19 protein-coding genes, 1 rRNA gene and 1 other RNA gene are annotated in these 22,747 nt (G+C 68.3%); 5 read left to right on the forward strand and 16 right to left on the reverse strand.

The window, feature by feature from the left end; genetic code table 11:
* A 5S ribosomal RNA gene (gene rrf, locus AB4059_RS15305) occupies positions 1-101 on the forward strand; the annotation flags it as partial.
* Positions 102-191: 90 nt separating this feature from the next.
* On the opposite strand, the gene AB4059_RS15310 is transcribed toward rrf, so the two are convergent.
* The 10 genes from AB4059_RS15310 to AB4059_RS15355 form a co-directional block, all read right to left on the reverse strand.
* Complete coding sequence (locus AB4059_RS15310) at positions 192-3,311, reverse strand: error-prone DNA polymerase (protein ID WP_498980076.1); 3,120 nt, start codon at positions 3,309-3,311, stop codon at positions 192-194.
* Complete coding sequence (locus AB4059_RS15315; protein WP_498980077.1) at positions 3,299-4,720, reverse strand: Y-family DNA polymerase; 1,422 nt, start codon at positions 4,718-4,720, stop codon at positions 3,299-3,301. Before AB4059_RS15315 ends, AB4059_RS15310 begins: the two co-directional genes overlap by 13 nt.
* A 9-nt stretch (positions 4,721-4,729) precedes the next feature.
* On the reverse strand, positions 4,730-5,362 hold the full coding sequence (imuA, locus tag AB4059_RS15320) for a translesion DNA synthesis-associated protein ImuA (RefSeq protein ID WP_498980079.1): 633 nt from the start codon (positions 5,360-5,362) through the stop codon (positions 4,730-4,732).
* A 149-nt stretch (positions 5,363-5,511) separates the two neighbouring features.
* On the reverse strand, positions 5,512-6,159 hold the full coding sequence (gene rpiA / locus AB4059_RS15325) for a ribose-5-phosphate isomerase RpiA (RefSeq protein WP_498961236.1): 648 nt from the start codon (positions 6,157-6,159) through the stop codon (positions 5,512-5,514).
* Complete coding sequence (locus AB4059_RS15330; protein WP_498980081.1) at positions 6,156-6,629, reverse strand: EVE domain-containing protein; 474 nt, start codon at positions 6,627-6,629, stop codon at positions 6,156-6,158. The genes rpiA and AB4059_RS15330 overlap by 4 nt, the downstream gene beginning before the upstream one ends.
* A complete protein-coding gene (locus AB4059_RS15335; RefSeq protein ID WP_498961232.1) occupies positions 6,626-7,219 on the reverse strand; it encodes a 5-formyltetrahydrofolate cyclo-ligase in 594 nt (197 codons plus the stop codon). The genes AB4059_RS15330 and AB4059_RS15335 overlap by 4 nt, the downstream gene beginning before the upstream one ends.
* A gap of 9 nt (positions 7,220-7,228) precedes the next feature.
* Positions 7,229-7,412: non-coding RNA, 6S RNA (gene ssrS, locus AB4059_RS15340), on the reverse strand.
* Positions 7,413-7,551: 139 nt separating this feature from the next.
* Positions 7,552-7,857 (reverse strand): cell division protein ZapA, encoded by a 306-nt coding sequence (locus tag AB4059_RS15345; RefSeq protein ID WP_498961230.1) that lies wholly within the window; start codon positions 7,855-7,857, stop codon positions 7,552-7,554.
* Complete coding sequence (locus AB4059_RS15350) at positions 7,854-8,075, reverse strand: TIGR02449 family protein (RefSeq protein WP_498980082.1); 222 nt, start codon at positions 8,073-8,075, stop codon at positions 7,854-7,856. Before AB4059_RS15350 ends, AB4059_RS15345 begins: the two co-directional genes overlap by 4 nt.
* A 59-nt stretch (positions 8,076-8,134) precedes the next feature.
* Positions 8,135-12,700, reverse strand: coding sequence for an EAL domain-containing protein (locus AB4059_RS15355; RefSeq protein ID WP_498980084.1), 4,566 nt, complete (start codon positions 12,698-12,700; stop codon positions 8,135-8,137).
* A gap of 99 nt (positions 12,701-12,799) precedes the next feature.
* On the opposite strand from AB4059_RS15355, the gene AB4059_RS15360 reads away from it, so the two are divergent.
* Positions 12,800-13,348: a UPF0149 family protein gene (locus AB4059_RS15360; protein WP_498980086.1), complete on the forward strand. Its 549-nt coding sequence runs from the start codon at positions 12,800-12,802 to the stop codon at positions 13,346-13,348.
* Positions 13,348-14,685, forward strand: coding sequence for an aminopeptidase P N-terminal domain-containing protein (locus AB4059_RS15365; protein WP_498980088.1), 1,338 nt, complete (start codon positions 13,348-13,350; stop codon positions 14,683-14,685). The genes AB4059_RS15360 and AB4059_RS15365 overlap by 1 nt, the downstream gene beginning before the upstream one ends.
* Here AB4059_RS15365 and AB4059_RS15370 read toward each other — a convergent pair.
* The 3 genes from AB4059_RS15370 to AB4059_RS15380 all read right to left on the reverse strand — a co-directional run bounded on the left by AB4059_RS15370 (position 14,672) and on the right by AB4059_RS15380 (position 18,157).
* Complete coding sequence (locus AB4059_RS15370; protein ID WP_498980213.1) at positions 14,672-15,625, reverse strand: ribokinase; 954 nt, start codon at positions 15,623-15,625, stop codon at positions 14,672-14,674. The genes AB4059_RS15365 and AB4059_RS15370 overlap by 14 nt on opposite strands.
* A complete protein-coding gene (locus tag AB4059_RS15375) occupies positions 15,625-16,923 on the reverse strand; it encodes a NupC/NupG family nucleoside CNT transporter (RefSeq protein ID WP_498980090.1) in 1,299 nt (432 codons plus the stop codon). The genes AB4059_RS15370 and AB4059_RS15375 overlap by 1 nt, the downstream gene beginning before the upstream one ends.
* A gap of 94 nt (positions 16,924-17,017) precedes the next feature.
* Positions 17,018-18,157: a GGDEF domain-containing protein gene (locus tag AB4059_RS15380; protein WP_498980092.1), complete on the reverse strand. Its 1,140-nt coding sequence runs from the start codon at positions 18,155-18,157 to the stop codon at positions 17,018-17,020.
* Positions 18,158-18,288: 131 nt separating this feature from the next.
* On the opposite strand from AB4059_RS15380, the gene AB4059_RS15385 reads away from it, so the two are divergent.
* Positions 18,289-19,260, forward strand: coding sequence for a potassium channel beta subunit family protein (locus AB4059_RS15385; protein ID WP_498980093.1), 972 nt, complete (start codon positions 18,289-18,291; stop codon positions 19,258-19,260).
* 3 nt (positions 19,261-19,263) lie between these two features.
* On the opposite strand, the gene AB4059_RS15390 is transcribed toward AB4059_RS15385, so the two are convergent.
* The 3 genes from AB4059_RS15390 to AB4059_RS15400 form a co-directional block, all read right to left on the reverse strand.
* Positions 19,264-20,448, reverse strand: coding sequence for a PDZ domain-containing protein (locus AB4059_RS15390; RefSeq protein ID WP_498980094.1), 1,185 nt, complete (start codon positions 20,446-20,448; stop codon positions 19,264-19,266).
* Positions 20,449-20,524: 76 nt separating this feature from the next.
* A complete protein-coding gene (locus AB4059_RS15395; RefSeq protein ID WP_498980096.1) occupies positions 20,525-21,094 on the reverse strand; it encodes a hypothetical protein in 570 nt (189 codons plus the stop codon).
* Positions 21,087-21,680, reverse strand: coding sequence for an RNA polymerase sigma factor (locus AB4059_RS15400; RefSeq protein WP_498980097.1), 594 nt, complete (start codon positions 21,678-21,680; stop codon positions 21,087-21,089). The genes AB4059_RS15395 and AB4059_RS15400 overlap by 8 nt, the downstream gene beginning before the upstream one ends.
* A gap of 97 nt (positions 21,681-21,777) precedes the next feature.
* Here AB4059_RS15400 and AB4059_RS15405 point away from each other — a divergent pair, with 97 nt between their 5' ends.
* The gene (locus tag AB4059_RS15405) at positions 21,778-22,746 is read left to right on the forward strand and encodes an SPFH domain-containing protein (RefSeq protein WP_498961208.1); all 969 of its coding nucleotides are present in this window, start codon (positions 21,778-21,780) and stop codon (positions 22,744-22,746) included.
* The last annotated feature ends 1 nt before the right edge of the window (position 22,747 follow it).

Below are 22,747 nucleotides of genomic sequence, written 5' to 3' on the forward strand. Positions count from 1 at the left end.
AGCGCTGTGGCACCACCCGATCCCATTCCGAACTCGGAAGTGAAACGCAGCCGCGCCGATGGTAGTGTGCATCCGCATGCAAGAGTAGGTCATCGCCAGGGCCTTATACCCAAACCCCGCCAGCAATGGCGGGGTTTTTCTTTGGGCGAAGCAAACATGCGCGTAGTAACTTCCTCCGGGTTTTCCGCGAGTTACCGGAAGTCCCGCGACGTCGCATCCAGCGGCCCGAGCAATGTCGCCAGGTTCGTCAACCGCTTCGCGATCAGGTGCTGCACGCCGTCCTTCGATTCCAGGCGTCCTTCGACCGCGAGCAAGCGCGACTCCAGCAACGGCCGCCGTTGTGCATCGGCGATCTGTCGCCAAACCACGACATTGACCAAGCCGTCCTCGTCTTCGAGCGTCAGGAACGTCACGCCGCTCGCGGTTTCCGGGCGTTGGCGCAAGGTGACCAAACCCGCGAAGGAAACATTCCGGCCGTGCGGCATCGCGCGTAACTCGGAGGAGGGCCGGAAACGCCGTGCTCGCAATTTGGATCGCAACAACTGCAGGGGATGTTTGCCGAGCGTCAGCCCCGTCATTGCGTAGTCGGTCCGCATTTCCTCGTCGGCGGTGGGAAGCGGCAGTGCCACCGTCCTTTCCGGGGTCGCGCCGATCGAATCGAACAAGGGGCGTTGCGCCTCCACGCCCGCCGCCGCCCAACGCGCCTTGTGGCGATGTCCCGCCAGCGCCCGCAAGGCACCGGCGTCGGCAAGCAAACCGCGCGCACGCGCATCGAGTTCGCCGCGCACGCACAGATCGGTGACGTCCGCGAATGCCGCCGCTGCCCGTGCCGCGGTGATCCGCTCCGCATCGGCCTGGCGGAATCCATCCACCATGCGCATCCCCAGCCGCAACGCAGGCTGCGACGCCGCCTCGCCCAAGGGTTCGAGCGTGCAATCCCAATCGCTGTAACGCACGTCGACCGGCCGCACGATCACGTTGTGGCGCCGCACGTCCTGCACGATCTGGCTCGGCGCGTAGAACCCCATCGGCTGCGAATTGATCAGGGCCGCGGCGAAGGCCGCCGGTTCGTGGCACTTCAGCCATGAACTCGAATACGCGATCAACGCAAAACTCGCCGCATGCGATTCCGGGAAACCGTAACTGCCGAAACCCTTGATCTGCTCGAAGATCTGCTCGGCGAACGCGCTGGTGTAGCCGTTGCGCAACATGCCGGCGATGATCTTCTGCCGATGATGTTCCATGCCGCCGTAACGCTTCCACGCGGCCATCGATCGACGCAACTGGTCGGCTTCGCCGGGCGTGTAATCGGCCGCGACGATCGCCAGCTGCATCACCTGTTCCTGGAACAGCGGTACGCCGAGCGTGCGCCTGAACACTTCGCGCAAGGCCTCCGACGGATACGTCACCGGTTCCTCGCCGTTCCGCCGGCGCAGATAGGGATGCACCATGTCGCCCTGGATGGGCCCGGGCCGCACGATGGCGACCTGCACCACCAGGTCGTAGAACACGCGCGGCTTCAGCCGCGGCAGCATCGCCATCTGCGCGCGCGATTCGATCTGGAACGTCCCGACCGTATCGGCCTTGCGGATCATCGCGTACGTCGCTTCATCGCCCTGCGGAATATCGTCGAGCCCGATGTCGCGCCGCCCGCTTGCGCGCAGCAGGTCGAAGGTCTTGTGCACGCACGTGAGCATGCCGAGCGCGAGGCAATCGACCTTCAGCAGCTTCATCACGTCCAGGTCGTCCTTGTCCCACTGGATGACCGTGCGATCGTCCATCGCCGCGTTTTCGACCGGCACGAGCGTCGACAAGGGATGTTCGGAAATCACGAATCCGCCCGGATGCTGCGACAGATGCCGCGGGAACCCCAGCAAATCGCCGGCGATCGCCAGCACGCGCCGCAACAGCGGCGATTCCGGATCGAACCCGTGGTCGCGCAGGTGATCGGGCATCGGTACGTCGCTGTTCCAGCGATCCATCGTCTTGGCGATCTCGTCGACCTGGTCCGGCGGCAGGCCGAGCACGCGCGCCACGTCGCGCACCGCGCTGCGCCCGCGATAGCGGATCACCACCGCCGCCAGCGCCGCACGCCCGCGGCCGTAACGTTCGAACACGTACTGCAGCACTTCCTCGCGGCGCTCGTGTTCGAAGTCGACGTCGATGTCCGGCGGCTCGTTGCGCTCCTCCGACACGAAACGCTCGAACAACATCTCCATCACGCCCGGCTGCAGCTCGGTGATGCCGAGCGCGTAACACACCGCGGAATTGGCCGCCGACCCGCGCCCCTGGCACAGGATGTCGCGGCTGCGCGCGAAGCGCACAATGTCGTGCACGGTGAGGAAGTACGACTCGTATCCGAGCCGCCCGATGATCGTCAGTTCCTTCTCGATCAACTCGCGCGCCTTGGCGCGTTCGTGTTCGGTCGAATTGGCCTTCGCCCATCGCGTCTGGATGCCGTCTTCGACGAGCTCGCGCAACCATTCGCGCGCCGTCTTGCCCGCGGGCACGAGTTCGTGCGGATACGTGTACGCCAGTTGCCGCAGGTTGAAGGTGCAGCGCTGCGCGACGACAACCGCCTGCGCGAGCAGTTCCGGCGGATGGATCGCGCCGAGCGCCTGCCGCGTGCGCAGATGGCGCTCGCCATTGGGAAACAACGCGCGTCCGGCCTGCGCGAGCGTGGTGTGCAGGCGGATCGCCGTCATCGTGTCCTGCAATGCGCGCCGGCCGCGCACGTGCATGTGGACATCGCCGCACGCGACCATCGGCAAGGCCGTCGCCTCCGACAGCGCGCGCAACGCCTCCAGCCGCCCTGCATCGTCCGGCCCGCGATGCAGATGCACCGCCAGCCACGCGCGATCGGGAAACCGCGCCCGCAACCACGCGGCGTCCTCGGCCTCGCGGCCATCGAGCCGCGGCACCCACAACGCCAGCAATCCATCGAGCGGCGCGGCGTCGAAATCGGTACGCAGCAACCGGTACGCGCCCTTGTCGGAACGCCGGCGCGCGGCGGTGATCAACTCGCACAAACGCCGATAGCCCGCCTGCGTTTCCACCAGCAACACGCACTTCGGTCCATCTTCGACCTGCATCTCACTGCCGACGATCAACGCAACGCCCGTCGCTTCGGACGCTTCGAGCGCCCGCACGATGCCGGCCAGCGTGCACTCGTCGGTGATCGCAAGCGCGGCATAGCCTTGCTGCTTTGCACGATCGAACAACTCCCGCGCGCTCGATGCACCGCGCTGGAAGCTGAAGTTCGACAGGCAGTGCAACTCCGCATAGGCCGGCAGGCGGCTCATGCGAACCATCCATGCAGCATCAGGTGCGAAGGCGCGGGACCCGGATCCACCGGTTCGCCCGCGGCGCAGAACGCCCAGGCGCGTTGCCCGAGCGAGGTTTCCACGAGGTAGTAATCGCGGCGGACATCGCCGCCATCCCACCAGCCGCTTTCGATGCGTTCGGGGCCGGCGAGCACGCACAGCGCGTGATCGCGCAACGGCACCGCGTGCGGCAGCAACCAACCGGGACGCGGACGCGCATCCGGCACCGGCTTGCCCGCCATCGTGTGTCGTTCCGGCCGATGTTCCGGCGCATGGCCGATCCCGTGCACGGCCTCGTCGCCCAGGCGTGCGCGCAAACGTTCGCGCAATTGCGGCCACGGCACATCCTGTTGCGCGCGCGTTTCGAACAAATCCGGCGCCGCGGGCACGAACGGCGGCAACTCGTCCGCCACGAGCCGGAACCCACGCACCGGCGCAGGCAAACGCGCCTGTTCCAGGCGCCCGCGTCCGAGTTCGAACAACATGTTCGCCTCGCGTTGCGGCGTGAGCAGGCCGACGGGCACCGTGCTGTCCTCGCAGCGTTCGTGCTCGAGCACCAGCGTGTAACGTTGCACACCGCCATCGCGCCCGGCGAGGAACGCCGACAGATCCTGCGCCAGCCGCCGCAACGGAAACAACAAGGCCTGGCTGGATTCGACATCGGTTTCGAATTCGATGCGGCCTTCGAACCGATCCGGCGGCAGGTAGCAATGCAGCGGTGCGATGCGGTCGCCGCGCAGCGCATCCAGATGTTCGAGCACCGCGCGGGGGAAGCGACGCGCGAGCGCATCGCGCGGCAAGGCGAATACTTGCCGCAATTCGCGCAGGCCCATGCGCGAAAGTGCGAAGGCCACCGGCTGCGGCAAGCCGCTGCGTTCGATCGGCAGTTGCCCGAGCGCATTGCCCAATGTGTGTTCGTCGATCGCAAGCCCGTCGTGGACGTTCGCCAACACGCGCGCCGCATGCGGATTGGGCGCGGCGACGATGCGATGCCGGAAACCGAGTGCGCGCAACTCTTCGCGCATGCGCGCTTCCAGTCGCGGCCACGGCCCGAACAAACGCAGGCTATGCCCGACTTCGAGCAGCAACGCGTGCGGCAGGTCCGTGCTCACCTGCGAACTGAAGCGGTACGCCCACGCCGCGAGCAAATCGCGCTCGCGTTCGACCGCATCGGGATCGTGATCGACCGCCTGGAAATGCGTGCTCAGCGCCTGCGCCGCGGCGAGCGACAAACCGGGGCGCAAACCGAGCATGCGCGCCGCCGGCGTCACCGAATGCAGCGTGCGCTTCTGCGCCGGCCCTTCGACGAGCGCGATCGCCGCCGCATCGGGCGTCTGGATCCTGCGAAGGACACCGTCCATCGCCAGTTGCGGCAACAATACGCACGCCCACTGCATGGCCCGGCCTCATCCCGCCGTCGACGTCGCGGGGAAGGGCAGCGGCGAAGGCGGCACCAACGCGCCGCGGCACTTCAGCACGCGCAGGCGATGCGGCGCGGTTTCGATCGCGATGCGCAGCGGCGCGGGCGAAGGATTCAGCGCGGCATGCGCGTCGCGAAACGCGAAGCCCGGCGTGCGTCCGGTTTCGGCGGCCACCTGCAAGCGTCGCAATGCGCGGTCGTCGGCTTTCTGCGGCCAGCACAACACCGCCGCGCACGCACCCGAGCGCAGGCATTGTTCGGCGGCCCACAACGCATCGCGCGGATTGGCGTCGATGACCTGCAAGGCCTCGTGGCGCAAACCCGCCGCCTGCCACGCCGGTGCATGGGCGCGATACGGCGGCGCGACGAGCGCGATGACACTGCCGTTGCCCTGGCCCAAGCGCGCGAGCGCGGGCCACACCAGGCGCAGTTCGCCGACGCCGTCGGCGGGCAGGAGGATTTCGCTGAGCGCCGCCGCCGGCCAACCGCCGCCGGGCAACACCGCATCGAGCGCGGCCCATCCGGTGGCGATCGCATCCACCGGCGCCTGCGTCGCGGGTTGCCCGCGCCAGACACGCCGCGCGGCCAGCAGGCCATCGAGGGCGACGACCGCGCTCATGCGCGAAAGCCCCGATCAGGCGAAGGCGAAAGACTGTGGAAGAGAGAGAAACGTCGCATGGTTAGTAGCAATACTAACACCGGCGACGGGAAGTGGAAGCGGCCGTGGCAACGGCTGTTCCGCTATGAAATCAACGAGTTAACAAAACCTCACAGCAGGATCGGCGGCTCTCCACCCACGATCACCACGTCCGCCGGGCGCCGCGCGAACAGGCCCACCGCCACCACGCCGGGGATCTGGTTCAACTCGCGCTCCAGGCCCACCGGGTCGACGATCGAGAGCCCATGCACGTCGAGCACGACGTTCCCGTTGTCGGTGGTGACGCCATCGCGCCACACCGGCTGGCCGCCGGTGCGCTTGAGGATCTCGCGCGCGACCAGGCTGCGCGCCATCGGGATCACCTCGACCGGCAACGGAAACTTGCCGAGCACATCGACGCGCTTGGCCGGATCGATGATGCAGACGAACTTCTCGCTCGCCTCGGCGATGATCTTCTCGCGCGTGAGCGCCGCGCCGCCGCCCTTGATCAGGCGCTTGTGCGTGTCGCATTCGTCGGCGCCGTCCACGTACAGCGACAAGGGGCCGGTCGCATTGAGGTCGAGCACTTCGATCCCGTGCGCGCGCAGGCGTTGCGTGCTCTGTTCCGAGCTCGACACCGTGCCCGCGATCCGGTCCTTGATGCGCGCGAGCGCGTCGATGAAGAAGGCGACGGTCGACCCCGTGCCCACGCCGACGATCATCCCGTCCTGCACGTACTCGATCGCCTTTTCGCCCGCGAGTCGCTTTGCTTCGCTCATCGTTGTTCCAGTTTCAGAAGTTGTTTCCACTGCGCGGCGGTCACCGGCAGCACGGACAAACGGTTGCCGCGGCGCACGAGCGCGAAATCCTCGCCGAGTGCATCGGCATGCGCCTTGATGTCCTCGAGCGTGATCACCTGCGCCAACTTGCGCTCGAACGCCACGTCCACGAGCGACCAACGCGGTTCTTCGCGCGTGCTCTTGGGATCGTAGTACTCGGACTTCTTGTCGAACTGCGTCGGGTCCGGATACGCCGCGCTCGCCACCTTCGCCAGGCCCGCGATGCCCGGCACCGCGCAACTGGAGTGGTAGAGGAACACGCCATCGCCCGGCTGCATCGCGCGCATGTGGTTGCGCGCCTGGTAGTTGCGCACGCCGTTCCAGGGTTCGACGCCCACGCGTTCCAGATCGTCGATCGAGAACGTGTCGGGCTCGGTCTTCATCAACCAATAGCGGCGCGGGGGGCTCATGGGGCAGGCACCGGATCGAAGAGATGCGTGTCGGTTTCGCTGCACAGCGCATCGAGCGGCATGTCCCAGGGTTGCGGCGACACGGTTTCGACCTGCTGCGCGGCGAACGCAGCGCCCACCAGGTGCGGCAGCGCGGCGTGGTCGCGGCGGAATGCGAAGGTGCGATCGTACCAGCCGCCTCCCATGCCCAGGCGATGCCCGTGCGCGTCGAACGCCACGAGCGGCACGACGACGAAGGCCATCGCGTGCGCCGGCAACAAGGCCGAATGCGGGACGTCGGGTTCGGGAATGCCGTGCTTGTTCGACACCAGCGCCGCACCGCCGCGCCATGGCGCGAAGCGCAGCAGGCCGTCTTCGTGCAGCACCGGCAGGCAATACGTGCAACCGCGCGGCAGGCGCAGTTGCCAGGACGACAACGCGATTTCGCCGTCCATGGCCCAATAACCGGCGACATGGCCGGAGACGGGTGCGAAGGGAAGCGAAAGCAGGCGATGGGCGAGCGCGTCGGCTGCGGCGATCCGCGCAGGCGCGGGAATCGCGCGACGCTTCGCGCGGAGTTCCCTGCGGAGCGTGTCGCGCGAGAACGTCATGGAAAAAGAACATCCTCCGCCGTGAAGATGCGCGCGAAACGACCTTGAACCCGAGGTTCAAGTGGGAACGTTTGGCGACCTTCGGGCTTCCCGCTCATGGCGGACTTGCACACCCGGTCTCCGCTACATCCCCGGTGTCGTCTTAAAGGGACAAGGTGAATGTTTGCGCGCGCCGTCGACACAGCAGAGGACGCGAGGCGAAGTATAGCGCCGCGGTCGAAACGCGAAAGTCCGTTCGTCGGTCGAAACATGGCGTGGATTCAGGTGTGGACGCGATGCGTTTTGGAATTCCGTGCACGCCGTCTCGACATCGGGCCTGCGCGTCGTGCAGGTCAGGCCGGTGGCGTATCGAACAGATCGTCGAGGCGGCGTTGCAACGCGCCGACCGTCTTCGACACTTCGCGGTCGAGTCGTTCGCTGTCGCCGCGCACTTGCTGCAATTCGTGCGCGAGGTTGAGCGCGGCGAGCACCGCGATGCGGTCCACCCCGGCCATGCGGTTGCTGCCGCGGATCTCGCGCATCTTGGCGTCGAGCAACTTCGCGGCCGCCACCAGGCTGTCGCGTTCGTCGGGCTCCACGCCTACGGTGTACTCGCGATCCAGGACGCGGATGGTGACCGGCTCGCTGACCTTGCTCACGTGTGCTGCTCCAGCGACTTCAATCGCGTGATCATCGCTTCCACGCGCGAGCGCGCCTGCTCGTTCTTCGCGAGCAACTGCGCGCGTTCGCCGGACAGTTGTTCCTGCTGCGCGCGCAAGCTGCGGTTTTCCTCGGTCAGCCGCTGCGCGAGGGCGGCGAGCTGGTCGATGCGCGCGGCCAGGGCCTGAAGCTGAGCGAGGGTGTCGGCCGTGTCCATTGCCTGAGGTTAGGCAGCGTGCGGGGGGTGGTCAAGGCGCACGTTCGGGGCAGCGCCCTTCACGGCAGCACGGCAGCGTCGAAGTCGGGCGACCAGGTACGGATCAGCCCCAGGCAGCGGTGCGCGTCCAGCGGCGGCGAGAGCCAGTAGCCCTGGATCTCGTCGCACCGGTGCGCGCGGAGGAAGCTGACCTGCGCTTCCTCCTCCACGCCCTCGGCGACCACGTTCAGGCCCAGCGAGTGCGCCATCGAGATGACCGTGCTGGTGATCGCCTCGTCGTCGGCGTCGCGGGTGAGGTCGCCGATGAATTCCTTGTCGATCTTCAGCGTGGTGATGGGCAGGCGCTTGAGGTAGGCCAGCGAGGAGTAGCCGGTCCCGAAATCGTCGACCGCCAGCTGCACGCCCAGTTCGCGGATCGCCTGCAGGGTCACCGCGGTCTGCGCGGCGTTGGACATCACGACGCTCTCGGTGAGCTCCAGTTCCAGGTACTCGGCCGGCACGCCGGTGTCTTCCAGCACGCGCGAGACCACCGCCGGCAGGTCGCCGCGCAACAGTTGCAGCGCCGAAACATTCACCGCCATCGTCAGGCGGTCCAGGCCATGCGCGCGCCAGCGCTTGAGCGTCTGGCAGGCTTCGCGCAAGGCCCATTCGCCGATCTCCAGGATCAGCCCGCTTTCCTCGGCCAGCGGGATGAACTGCGCCGGCGGGATTTCGCCGTACTCCGGGCTCGTCCAGCGCAGCAGCGCTTCCACGCCGGTGATGCGCGCCTGCGGCAGCGACAGCTTGGGCTGGAACACCAGGCGCAACTCGTTGCGATCGAGCACCTTGCGCAGCGCGGCGGAAATCGTCGCGCGGCGGCGGATCGCGATCTCCATCGACTCGGTGTAGCGCATGTAGATGCGGCGCCCCGCGGCCTTGGCCTGGTACATCGCGGTGTCGGCGTGCTTGAGCAGGTCGGTGGGCACCGCCGCGTTGTCGGGATACAGGCTGATGCCGATCGACGGGGTGATCGCGACGTCCTGCGTTTCGTCGATGTCCAGCGGCGCTTCGAACGCGGTGATGATCTCGCGCGCGATCTTCTCCGCTTCCTCCGGCGTGTCGATGTTTTCCAGCACGACGGTGAACTCGTCGCCGCCCAGGCGCGCGACCGTGTGCTGCGGCCCCACCGTCTGCTGCAAACGCGCGGCGGTGGCGCGCAGGATGCGGTCGCCGGCGGCGTGGCCGAGCGAATCGTTGATGTCCTTGAACCGGTCCAGGTCGAGGAACAACACCGCGATGCGGCTTTCCTGGCGACGCGCGCGCACGATCGCGCGCGACAGGCGCTCGGACAGCAACGCGCGATTGGGCAGGCTGGTCAGCGTGTCGTAATTGGCGAGGTACCGCAGTTCCTGTTCGGCGCGCTTCTTGTCGGTGATGTCGGTGAACACCGCGACGTAATGGCTGCGCTGGCCGCCGGCATCGAGCACCGCGCTGCTTTCGATCCAGCACAGGAATTCTTCGCCGTCCTTGCGTTGCTGCCACATCTCGCCGCTCCAGCGGCCATTGCGTTCCACTTCCGCGCGCGTCTGGCGATAGAAGTCCGGGTCGTGTTGCGCGCTGTCGAGCAGGTTCGCCGAACGCCCGATGACTTCCGAATCGCTGTATCCGCTGATGCGGCTGAAAGCGGGGTTGACCGACACGAACTGGAAATCGCGATCGAGCACGGCCACCGCTTCGGACATGCTGCGCAGCACTTCGCTCGCGATGCGGCGCTCGCGCTCGGCGGTGCGACCGGCGGTGATGTCGCGCGCGGTGCCGGCCACGCGCAGGGCGCGGCCATCGGCGTCCTTTTCGACCACGCGGCCACGCGCGCGCACCCAGGTCCACGCGCCGTTCGGTCCGCGCACGCGATGTTCGGAGAGGAACAGCGACGTCTTCCCGCGGACGTGGTCCTTCAGGCGTTCGAGTACGCGCGGCAGGTCGTCGGCGTGGATTTCGTGGCGCTGGTCGACATCGGTCTGCACCGCGATGCCGCGACGCGCGTCTTCGCCTTCGGCCGTGCGCATGCTGCGCATCTCGCGGCGCGCCAGGTCGTAGTCCCAGAACATCTCGCCCGAGGCCCACAGCGCGAGTTGCAGGCGTTCCTCTCGATCGCGGATCTGCGCGAAATATTCCTTCTCGCGTCGACGACGCTGCACGATCAGCCACGCGATCGAACCGATCAGCAGCAGGCCCGCGATGAGATAGGCCAGCAGCGCGAGCGGATGGCGCCACGCCGGCGGCGCCACGTGCACCGGCAGCCGCAGCATCTGCGTGTTCCACACGCCATCGCGGTTGGTCGCCTGCGCGAGGAATGCGTAATCGCCCGGCGGCACGCGCGTGTAGGTGACTTCGGGGATCGCGCCGTTGTCGATCCAGTCGGTGTCGAAGCCTTCGAGCTTGTAGCGATAGCGGATGTTGCCGCCGTCGGCGAAGTCCAGCGCGCCCACGCGCAAGCGCAGCATGCCGGCATTCGGCGGTACGTCGATGCGCGTGGCCTGCCACACCAGGTCCTCGTCGGTCACGCCCGCCGCACCGAAACGCGCGGTCAGCAAACGCACGGGCGGCATGTACGCGCTGTCGTGCACCATGCGCGGATCGAACACGTTGAGCCCGCGCACGCCACCGAACAGCAGGCGCCCGTCGCGCAACTTCAAGGCCGCGCCGCCGTTGAATTCCAGGTCCTGCAAGCCATCGGCCATGCCGAAGGCGCGCACCGTGCCGTGCGCGGGATCAAAGCGCATCAGGCCCGCGTCGGTGCCGAGCCACAACAGGCCCTGCGGCGATTCGGCGATCGAGAACACGACCGGCACCGGGCGCGAGCCGAGCGCGGCGTCGAGCGGATGGTCGAACAGAATGTCGTTGCCCTTTTCGACGACGCGGCTCAGGCCCGAATGCGTGCCCACCCAGATCGTGCCGTCGGAGGCTTCGAGCACCGCGCGCACGAGATTGCCGGCGAGGCTGTGCGGTGCGTCGGGTGCGTGGCGGAACACGCGCATGCGGCCGGCGGCGGGTTCGAGCAATTCCAGGCCATCGCTCGAACCGGCCCACACGCGGTGGTTTCGGTCGATCGTCACCGCATGCACGGTCGAAGGCTCGGGCGAATTGCCGGCCGCCGTGTACGCGCGCACGTGCCCGGTGCCCGGATCGAAGTGCAACACGCCGCGCAATTGCGAACCCAGCCACAGGGTGCCGTCGTCGTCGCGCGCGACGCTGCGCAGCTGCACGCCGGGAAAGCCCGCCAGCGGAACGGCGGAGATCGTGCCGGCCTGCGTGTCGACCAGGCCCAGGCCGCGCGTGGTGGCCATCCAGAGCTTGCCCGCATCGCCGCGCGCGAAGCCCATCGTGCGCAGCAGCAAGCCCGGCTCGGGGAATGCCTCGGCGAATCCTTCGACCGGCGCGAGCCCATTGCCCTGCGCATCGGCGCGATACAACTCGCCGTTGTCGGTGCCGAACCACCACTGGCGCGCATCGTCCTCCACGAGCGAGCGCACGCTGTTGCCCGCCACGCCTGACGCGAAGTTGCGCGGCTCGCCGCCGGCCAGATAACGGAAGCGCGTGCCGAGCGGATCGGTCACGGAGGGCCCGCGGAATTGCCCGCCCACCCACAGCGCGCCACCGCGATCGATCATCAGCTTGCCGATCGCGCTTTCGGGCAGCGCGCCCTGCATCCAGTTTTCGCGCAGCGCTTCGACGTGGTTCCCGTCGGTGTCCAGACGGCGCACGCCATCGCCGAACACCGCGATCCACAGGCGGCGATCGGGCGCCTGCACGATCGCGTGCACGTCGGTGCTCGTTTCTCCCTCCGCGCCGGGCCACACGCGCATCAGCGCGCGGCCGTCGTCGCGCAGGCGGAACAGGCCGTCGGGGCGACCGACCCACAGGCGGCCATCGCGATCGAACGCGATCGAACGCACCGTGGCTGCATCGATGCGTTCGGCGCCGCCGCCGGGGCCGAAGCGATACAGCCCGCCGGCGCTGCCGAACCACACCGCCCCGTCGCGATCGCGCAGCAGCGCTTGCCACGGCGAAGGCGCGACGATGCGCGGATCCAGCGTCAGCAGGTCGGTGCTGCGGCCGGTCTTCGGATCGAAGCGCAGCAGCCCGCCCTGCGTGCCGACCCACAGCTTTCCATCGACCGGCAGGATCGCGAGCACCTGCTTGCGCGGCGAGCCCGGCAGCGCGGTGCCGCCGTCGACCGCGAAGCGCTTGATCTGCCCGTCGTGCAGGTCGAGCCGTGCGAGGAATTCCGAGTACGTGCCCACCCACATCGCATCGCGCCCTTCGACCGCGAGCGCGGTGACATAGCTGTCGGGCAGGGATGCCGGATCGCGCGGGTCGTGGCGGAAGAGGTGATAGCGCTGGCCGTCGTAACGATGCAGGCCGCCTTGCGTGCCGACCCAGACGAAGCCTTCGGCATCCTGCGCGAACGCCGTGACGGTGTTCTGGGCCAGGCCGTGTTCGCTGCCCAGGTTGCGGAAGTGGAAATCGCGCGTGGCCGCCCACGACATGCTCGCCGGCAGGATCAGCGCCAGCGCGAGGGTGAACAACACAACCGCGACGCGCTCCCCGGCGCGGGCGGACGAACGAAGGATCTGCAGGCGCACGGGCTCCGCATCCCGGTGGCTTCGCCGCAGTGTGCGGCCAACGGCCGCCGCGGCGCAAACCAAGCGGTACACTGGCGCCCTGCGCGAAGGAGCCCCGCAGTGTCCGATGTCGCCTTGCCGAGTTGGTCCGCCGTCCACGATGCCATCGCCGCCCAGCGCCTGGGTGTCACGCCCGCGGAATTGCACGGGTCCCTGATCGGCTGGTTCGCCGCCGGAGGGGACGACACGCCGGACTGGCTGGCCCGCGTGATGGCCGATGACGCGCTGCCGCAAAACCCGCCGGGCAACGCGCTGGACACATTGCGCGTGGCGAGCGCCGGCCAACTCGAAGATCGCGGCTTCTCCTTCGAACTGCTGCTTCCCGAAGCCGACGCCAGCCTGGGCGAACGCAGCGGCGCCTTGTTCGACTGGTGTCGCGGCTTCCTCGGGGGCTTCGGCCTGGCCGCCGGCGAAAACCCGCCGCTGTCGGAAGAGGGCAGCGAAGCGCTGGCCGACCTGGCCCGGCTCGCCGCGGCCACGCCGCAGGACGACGGCGACGAAGACGACGAAGACGCACTGACCGAGATCGAGGAGTTCGTCCGCGTCGCCTCGCTGTTGCTGCATGGCGATTGCGTCCTCGCGCCGCGCCATCGCAAGCAATTCAACTGATGCGCGCCGCCGGACCGCAACGCCCGCTCAACCTTCCGGGCACCGCCTACGCACGGCGGCGCAAGCAACTCATGCGCATGGCCGGCGACGACGCGATCCTCGTCCTGCCCGCCGCGCCCGAGCGCGTGCGCAGCCGCGACACGCATTACCCGTATCGGCAGGATTCGGACTTCTGGTATCTCACCGGTTTTCCCGAACCCGAAGCGGTGCTCGTCCTGGTCCCCGGGCGCGCGCACGGCGAGACGATCCTGTTCTGCCGCGAGCGCGATCCCGACCGCGAAGCCTGGGACGGCCCGCGCGCCGGCCAGGAAGGCGCGGTCGATGCCTTCGGCATGGACGATGCGTATCCGATCGCCGACCTCGACGAAATCCTCCCCGGCCTGCTCGAAGGCCGCTCGCGCGTGTACTACCACTTCGGGCGCGACGCGGAGTTCGACCTCAAGCTGATCGGCTGGCTCAACCGCGTGCGTGCGCAGGCGCGCACGGGGGCGCAACCGCCGCATGAATTCCTCGCGCTCGGCCATTTGCTCGACGAGATGCGGTTGTTCAAATCGAACGACGAAATCAAGTTGATGCAGCGCGCCGCCGACATCAGCGTCGCCGCGCACGAGGCGGCCATGCGCATGGCGCGCGCAGGCGTGCGCGAATTCGAACTGCAGGCCGAGCTCGAACGCGTGTTCCGCGCCAACGATGCCGAGACTGCTTACGGCAGCATCGTCGGCGCAGGTGCCAACGCCTGCGTGCTGCATTACCGCGCCAACAACGCCACCGCGCGCGCGGGCGACCTGGTGTTGATCGACGCGGGCGCCGAATACCGCAACTACGCCGCCGACATCACTCGTACGTTTCCCATCGACGGGCGCTTCTCGAAGGAACAGCGCGCGCTGCACGATCTGGTCGGCGCAGCGCAACGCGCGGCCCTGGCGAAGGCGCGGCCCGGCGTTTCATACGACGCGGGGCACCAGGCCGCGGTCGAAACGCTCACCGAGGGATTGCTGCGCCTGGGGTTGTTGAAGGGCCGCCTGGAAAAAGCGATCGCCGATGGGGCGTATCGCAGGTTCTATCGGCACAAGACGGGCCACTGGCTCGGCCTGGACGTGCACGATGTCGGCGAATACCGGATCGACGGCGAATCGCGCCTGCTCGAGCCGGGCATGGTGTTCACGATCGAGCCCGGCCTGTACGTGGCGCCCGAGGACAAGACGGTGCCTGCGAAGTGGCGCGGCATCGGCATCCGCACCGAAGACGACATCGTGATCACCAACGAAGGTCACCGCATCCTGACCGACGCCCTGGTGCGAGACGCCGACGAAATCGAAGCCTTCATGGCCCGTTGAAGACCGCAAGCCGCGGCATCGCCGCGGCGGCGCCTTCGCGTTCGGTCGACTTCGCCGCGTAGCGCGCGGCGAAGCGCACATGTTCCGCGAAGGGCGCATCGCGTTGTGCGAGCGAAGCGGCCAGCGCGCCATTGAAAGCGTCGCCGGCGCCCGTGGTGTCGATCGCGACGGCGGGAAAGGCCGGCACGCGATACGCAGCCGATGCATCGCCGCGCAGCACATCTCCGGCATGCGACACGAACGCACCGGCCGCGCCGAGCGTCACCACGACCGTGCCGCGCGGCAGCAACTGGCGGCAATATCCGTGCAGGGTCGCATCGTCGGTCGAAACGATCGCGTCGGGCTTGGCCGCCACGTCGCAATGGCGCGCAAGCAAGGCCGCGAACTCGGTTTCGTTGGGCGTGAGGAGGTCGGCGAGCGCGAGGGTTTGGCCGCCGACGTCCGCATTCGCCGGCGCCGGATTGAACACCGTCGTCGCGCCGACCGCGCGCCCGATGCGCAACGCGGCCGACACCGCATCCTCCGGCGATTCGCGTTGCACGAGCACGACGCCCGCGGGTGCGAACGCGTCGCGTCGCGCGTCGACGAAATCGCCGCGCAGGTCCGCGTTCGCGCCCGCGCCGATCACGATCGAATTGCGCCCTTGCGCATCGACGTAGATGCCGGCGGTGCCGGTCGGGTGCGCGCTGGTTTGATCGACGAGCGCGATGTTGTCCGCCGCCGCCAGCGCGCGCGCCGATTGCGCGCCGACATCCTCGCCGAGCGCGCAGACGAAGGTCGTGGATGCCCCTGCGCGTGCGCAGGCCACCGCCTGGTTGAACCCCTTGCCGCCGGGGCCGGTCGCGTAGCTGCCGACGCGCGTTTCGCCGGCGTGGGGCAGTACGTCGCAACGCCAGACATGGTCGACGTTGAACGAGCCAACGACGACGACGCGCACGATCAGCTTCCCAGATACGTCAGCACGCCCGCGATGGTCGCGGTCATGAAGGTCGCGATCGAACCGCCGAGCACCGCGCGCAAACCGAAGCGCGCCAGGTCGCCACGACGTTCCGGCGCAAGCCCGCCGATGCCGCCGATCTGGATCGCGATCGAGGAGAAGTTCGCGAAGCCGCACAGCGCGTAGGTCGCGATCAACTTGCCCTGTTCGCTCAGCGCCACGCCCGCGACCTTGCCGTTCACGATGTCGGCCAGCTGCAGGTAGGCGACGAATTCATTGATCACGATCTTCTGGCCGATGAGCGAACCCACCGTCGTCGCGTCCTGCCACGGCACGCCGATCACCCATGCGATCGGCGCCATGACATAACCGAGGATCGAGGCGACGTCGGTCGGATGGCCGAGCGCGACATCCAGTCCCGTCGCATGGCCGACCCACGTCAACGGCCAGTTGATCAACGCGATCAGCGCGATGAAGGCCAGCAGCATCGCGCCGATGTTCAGCGCCAGGCGCAGGCCGTCGCCGGCGCCCGCGGCCGCGGCGTCGATGACGTTGCTCGCGGTCTTCTCCACTTCCATCTTCACCGTGCCGCGCGTGAGCGGCGTGCCGGTTTCGGGAATCAGGATCTTGGCGACGACGAGCGTCGCCGGCGCGGCCATGATCGATGCCGCCAACAGATGCTTGGCGTAGAACGCGCCCTGCACCGGATCGCCGCCGCCGAGCATGCCCACGTACGCGGCGAGCACGCCGCCGGCGATGTGCGCCATGCCGCCGATCATCATCGTGATCAGTTCCGACTCGGTCATGCGCGGGATGTACGGGCGCACGGTGAGCGGCGCCTCGGTCTGGCCGATGAACACGCTCGCGCAAACCGACGTGGTCTCGGCGCCCGACACGCGCATCACCTTGGTGATGCCCCAGGCCATCGCGCGCACGACCGCCTGCATCACGCCCAGGTGATACAGCACGCCCATCAGCGAGGCGAAGAAGATGATCGTCGGCAACACCTGGAAGGCGAAGATGAAACCGAACTTGTTCACGTCCATCAGCGAGCCGAAGATGAACTTCGAACCCTCGCCGACGAAGGCCAGGATCGCGACGAATCCGTCGCCGAGCGACTGGAAGACATTGCGTGCGCCCGGCACCAGCAGCACCAGCGCGGCGAAGCCGATCTGCAGCGTCACGCCGGTCGCCACCAGGCGCCAGTCGACCGCTTTCTTGTTGTTCGAGAACAGCCATGCGATGCCGATCAGCACCGCCAGGCCGAACAGGCCGAAGCCGATCCGGGCCAATGCATCCATCGAGAAATCCCCCAGGGCCTCAGCGGCCGACCGCGCACATTAGTCGAGGGTGCCCCCAGCGGCAACCGACCGCGCACGAAGCCCTGTTCATGTATCAGGCATCGCGCGCGAGCACGCGATTGCGGCCGGCGGCCTTCGCCGAATTCAGCCGCAGGTCCGCGCGTTTGAGCAGGCCGGAAAGGTCGGTGGCTTCATGTGGAAAGCTCGCGACGCCGGCGCTGAAGGTGAGCAGCAAGGGGTCTGCGCCGGGGTCGGGCACGAAGCGGCGCGAGAACAAGGTGCGCCGCAGTCCGTCGACCCGCTCCCACGCCGTGCCCAGCGGCTTGCGCAGGATCAGCACGAATTCCTCGCCGCCCAGGCGTGCGAGCCACTCGCCGTCTTCCAGCGAGTCGCGCACCAGATCGACGACATGCATCAGCGCGCGATCCCCCGCGTGGTGCCCGATCTCGTCGTTGATGCGCTTGAAGTGGTCCAGGTCGATCAGCGCCACGCACAGGCTCACGCCGTCGCGGCGCGCGGCATCGAGCAGGCGCGGAAAGCGATGCACCAGCCACGTGCGATTGGGCAGCTCGGTCAAACCGTCGGTGCCCGACATCTCCACCAGGCGCTGCATGCGATAGACGACCACCGCGGTGATCAGCGTGAACGCCGCCAGCAACACCAGGCGCTGCAACTGCCCGCCGACGGTGACCGTGCCGTAATCGCTGGAGATCAACTGGTCGGGCGTGGCGATCGCGAACACGGCCATCGTCAGGATCGCGTACTCCACGATCGCCAGCCCGCCGACGAACATCGTCACGCGCCCGTCGTTGCGCAGGGCCGTGAGCGTGATCGCGAGCAGGTAGCCGCACCACACGATCATGCTGTTGACGCCGGAGGGCAGGTGGTTCCAGGCGAGGATCACCAGGACCAGCGTGGTCGCCGATACGTCGAATGCGCCCGAGGCGAAGGGTAGCCAGCGGAAGCGCCGGCCATGCCGCGCCAGCGCGAGCCACACCTGCGCGAACACGTTCACGAACACCGCGCCGGCCAGGCCGATGAGCGTTTCGCTGAATTGGCCGCCGGTCGCCGCGTTCGCCAGCGGGAGGAGCAGGAGCATCGCGGCGACCACCACGCGCAGGCGCGCGACGAGCAATTCACCGCTCGCGCCGACCTCGAGCATCACCTCGTCCGGACGCGTGACCAGTGCCTGCAGGATTTCGGTGTAATGGCGACCGGCGGTTGTCGAACGCATCCCGCACCCCTGATGTTCCCCGCCCGGAGGATAACGCGACCACGGCCGGTGCGCGCCGGGGCCGCCTGCGCCGGGAGTATCCTCGGCGGCCCGTCCGCGCGAAACGCGCTCGGCAAACCAAGGAACCTCGCATGCGTTACCGCCGCCTCGGTGCTTCCGGCCTTCCGATCTCTGCCTTGTCCTTCGGTGCCTGGGTGACCTTCGGCAACCAGTTGGGCCGCGGCGAAGCGCGCGAACTCATCGCCGCGGCGTGGGACCACGGCATCAACTTCTTCGACAACGCCGAGACCTATGCCAACGGCGAAGCCGAGCGCGTGATGGGCGACGTGCTCGCCGACCTGCGCCTGCCGCGCGACAGTTGGTGCGTCTCGAGCAAGGTGTACTTCGGCGCGGTGGACCATCCGCGGCCGACGCAGCGCGGCCTGTCGCGCAAGCATGTGCACGATGCGTGCGACGCCGCGCTCAAGCGCCTGCGCGTGGATTACCTCGACCTGTATTTCTGCCATCGCCCCGATCCGGACGTGCCGGTCGCCGAAACGGTGTGGGCGATGGACACGCTGGTACGCCAGGGCAAGGTGCTCTACTGGGGTACGTCGGAATGGCCGGCGCATGCGATCCGCGAAGCGCACAAGGTCGCGCGTGCACACAACCTGGTCGCGCCGACGATGGAGCAGCCGCAGTACAACCTGTTCCATCGCGAGCGCGTGGAACTGGAATACGCGCCGCTGTATTCGGAATACGGCCTGGGCCTGACGATCTGGTCGCCGCTCGCCTCGGGCCTGCTCACCGGCAAGTACAACGCGGGCGTGCCGCAGGATTCGCGCCTCGGGCACGAACGCTTCGCGTGGCTGCGCGATGCCTTGCTGGAGGATCCGCAGGCGCGGCACATCGAACGCGCGCGCAAGTTCACCGGGATCGCCGAAGAACTCGGGGTGCCGCCCGCGCCGCTCGCGGTGGCCTGGTGCCTGCGCAACCCGCACGTGTCCACGGTGATGCTCGGCGCCACGAAGAAGGAACAACTGGTGCAGAACCTCGAAGCGCTCGAATTGACCGAGCGCTTCGATGATGCGACCTGGTCGCGGATCGAAGCCGCGACCGCGTGAGCGTCAGTTCGTCTTGATCTGCACGTCGCGGAGGATGGTCGCGTTGTCCGGCGGCGTGTCGAACTCCAGTTCGACATTGCCGTCGTCGCCGATGAAGGCCAGTTGCTGCGTCTGCAACAACGTCACTGCACCATCGTCGTCGATGAAGGCGGCCGGCGGCGGAGGCGGAGGCGGCAGCGGCGCCTTCGGTGCGCGCGGCGGCGGCGGCGGAGGAGGCGGCGGGGTCATGAACTTCAGGGAGATCTCCGGCACCTTCACCCGCGTGCTGGCGACGCGGCGATCGCGCAGGTATTCGACCAGCGCCGTGGCGTTGTCTTCCTTCGCGCGCAGCGCTTCCATCGCTTCGCGCGGCGAGTTCACCGCGCGGCCGTCGATCTTCTGGATGACGTCGCCCGGTTGCAGGCCTTCCAGGTCGGGGCCTGCGCTCAGCACGAGCACGCCCTTGTCGGTTCCGAAGTAACGGCCGAGACCGCCGCCGACCGACGCCAGGTTCAACCCGTTCCAGCGGAAGGCTTCGGCGAGCATCGGCACCTTGCAGTCCTTGCCCTTGCAGTCGCCGCGCGGTCCGATGCGGATCACTTCCTGGCGCACGTCGTCGCCCACGCCCGGCACGTCGACGTCGATGCGACGCAACTGCGGGCCCACGTCCGGCCCGCCCACCCAGAACACATCCTGGTCGAGCGACGCGGTGACGTTCGCGCTCGCGGCCTTGCCCGCGCGCACGTAGTCGATGCGGATCGGCTTGCCCTCGTCCATGCCGACGAACAATTTGCGGGCATTGTCCAGGCGCAGGTCGCCGTTGCTGCCGAGCACCTGCGTGCCGCCGACGGCGGTGATGCGATCGCCGGCCTTCAGGCCCGCCTTCGCCGCGCCGCTGTCGGGCGTGACGCCGGCCACGCGCACGCCGGCCTGCGCGTCGGGCGCGAGGACGACGCCGATCACCGGCCTTTTCATCATGCGGCGTTCGAAGATGTGCACATCGGGCGCGGCCTGCTCGCCGAGCTTGCCCTGCAGTTCGGCCAGGCGCCGGGCGGCGCGTTCCAGGTCGGCCTGCGCGGCGTCGAGCTGCGCCTGCGTCGGGGCATCGGCGGTGCGGACCTTGGTCTTGGGTGTCTGCGCCGCGGCACTGGCGGCGAGCGCGAGTGCGATGCAGGCGCCGAGCAAGGGCGTGGGACGGAAAAGTTTCATGCGGTCCTCGATGGCGGTGATGGTGTGGTTCCGATGACAGGGATGCGGTGCGGGGGCCGAGCGTCGCAGGCGCGCTTCAATCGACGCGGACGAGCGCGCCGTCGTAGCCCTGCCCGTGCACGGCCATCCAGCGTCGCGTGGATTCGAAGCTCACGGCCGAGCGCAGCGTGTCGACGCGTGCGCGCCAGAGGGCGAGTTGCCCGTCGCGGCCGAGGTTGGGTTGGCGCAGCGCGGCGTCGATGCGGGCGAGTTCGGCATCGAGGTTCGCGCCGACTTCCACCGCCGCGCCGCTGCCCACCGAATCGTCGCGCGCAAGCGCAAGCAAACCTTCGAGCTGGGCGGATTCGGCGTACAGCGTTTCCAGTGCGTCGGCCGTCTCCGGTTGCGTCGTCGCGGCGACGACCGGCGCCGGCGGCGATGCGGTTTGTTTCGAGGTCGGCAACATGCGCAGCGGCACGATCACCGCAAGTGCGAGCGTCGCGGCGATGGCCAGGCGCGCGGGCCAACGCGCGCGCTTGCGCACGGGCAGGCGCGCGGCGATGTCGGCCCACGCATCGGCCTGCGGGCGTTCGAGCGGCAGGGCGTTGAAGGCCTGCGCCCACGAGTCCGGCGCGGGGCCGGCGGGATGTCGGGTGGCGTCACGCATGGACGTCCTCCTGGATGGACAGTGCGGCGCGGAGCTTCCGGGTCCCGCGCGCGAGTTGCGATTTGGAAAAGCTGGCGGTGCGTTGCATCAACGTGGCGATTTCCTCGTGCGTGTAACCCTCGGCGTGGTAGAGCCACAACACGCTGCGCGTCGATGCCGGCAGGCCGGCGAGCGCGCGCTGCACCAGCGCTGCATCGGCGGCCGCGGGGGGAAGCGGTGCATCGTCTTCGGCGAACACGCCCGTGTCGTCCACGCCGATCTCCTGCGCCAAACGCTTGTCGCGGCGCAGGCGCATCAATGCTTCGTTGACCGCGATCTGCCGCAGCCACCCCCAGAAGGGACTGCCGCCACCACGGAACTCGCCGATCCGGCCGAGCACCTTGAGCATCGTGTCCTGCAGCACGTCGCGCGCCTCCTCCCGGTCGCCGCCGATCCGCAGCGCCAGGGTGAACACCGGCCGCTCGAACCAACGGTAGAGCTGTTCGAACGCCGCCCGGTCGCCGGCGCGCGCGCGGGCCAGCAGGGCGTCGGGCACGTCGATGGCGAAACTCGAACGTGGGGCGGCGGTCGGAGGGGCGAGGGTCATTCGAAGACAGTGGATGCCGGGGAGGGCGAAAGCGTCGCAGCCGCTTGTGTTCCCACCGACCCTATACTCCGTTCAGACAAGTAGCGGGGGTGCGGCGATGTCGTTGAACTGGATGTTGAGCGCGGTCGTAGTCTTCTTCGGCCTGGTGATCGTGATGAAGGCCGTGCGGATGGTGCCGCAGGGCTACGAGTGGACGGTCGAGGCCTTCGGCCGCTACACCCACACCCTCTCGCCGGGCCTGCACTTCCTCGTGCCGATCTACCAGGGCATCGGCCGCAAGATCAACATGATGGAACAGGTGATGGACGTGCCGAGCCAGGACGTGATCACCAAGGACAACGCCGTGGTGAAGGTCGACGGCATCGTCTTCTTCCAGGTGCTCGACGCGGCCAAGGCCGCCTACGAAGTCGCGCAGCTGGAGATCGCCATCCTCAACCTGGTGATGACCAACATCCGTACGTCGATCGGTTCGATGGACCTGGACGAGTCGCTGTCCAAGCGCGACGAGATCAACGCCAAGGTGCTCGTCGCGGTGGACGCGGCCACCCATCCGTGGGGGCTGAAGGTCAATCGCATCGAGTTGAAGGACATCCAGCCGCCGCGCGACCTGATCGATTCGATGGCGCGCCAGATGAAGGCCGAGCGCGAGAAGCGCGCCAACATCCTGGAAGCCGAGGGGCATCGCGCGTCCGCCATCCTGCGCGCCGAAGGCGAGAAGCAGGCCGCGATCCTGGAAGCCGAAGGCCAGCGCGAAGCCGCCTTCCGCCAGGCCGAAGCGCGCGAGCGCCTGGCCGAAGCCGAGGCGAAGGCCACGCAGATGGTGTCGGACGCGATCGCGGGCGGCAACGTCAACGCGATCAATTACTTCGTCGCGCAGAAGTACATCGAGGCGTTCAAGTCGCTCGCCGAGGCGCCGAACCAGAAGTTCGTGCTGATGCCGATGGAATCCTCGGGCGTGCTCGGCTCGCTCGGCGGCATCGCCGAACTGGCGAAGCAGGCGCTCGAGCGCCAGGGCACCGCGCGCGTGGTCGCGCCGGCCACGCCCGCGCCGCGCGCCGGGGGCTGAC

The organism is Lysobacter sp. 2RAF19, from assembly GCF_052115395.1.
In the GTDB taxonomy this organism is placed as follows: domain Bacteria; phylum Pseudomonadota; class Gammaproteobacteria; order Xanthomonadales; family Xanthomonadaceae; genus Noviluteimonas.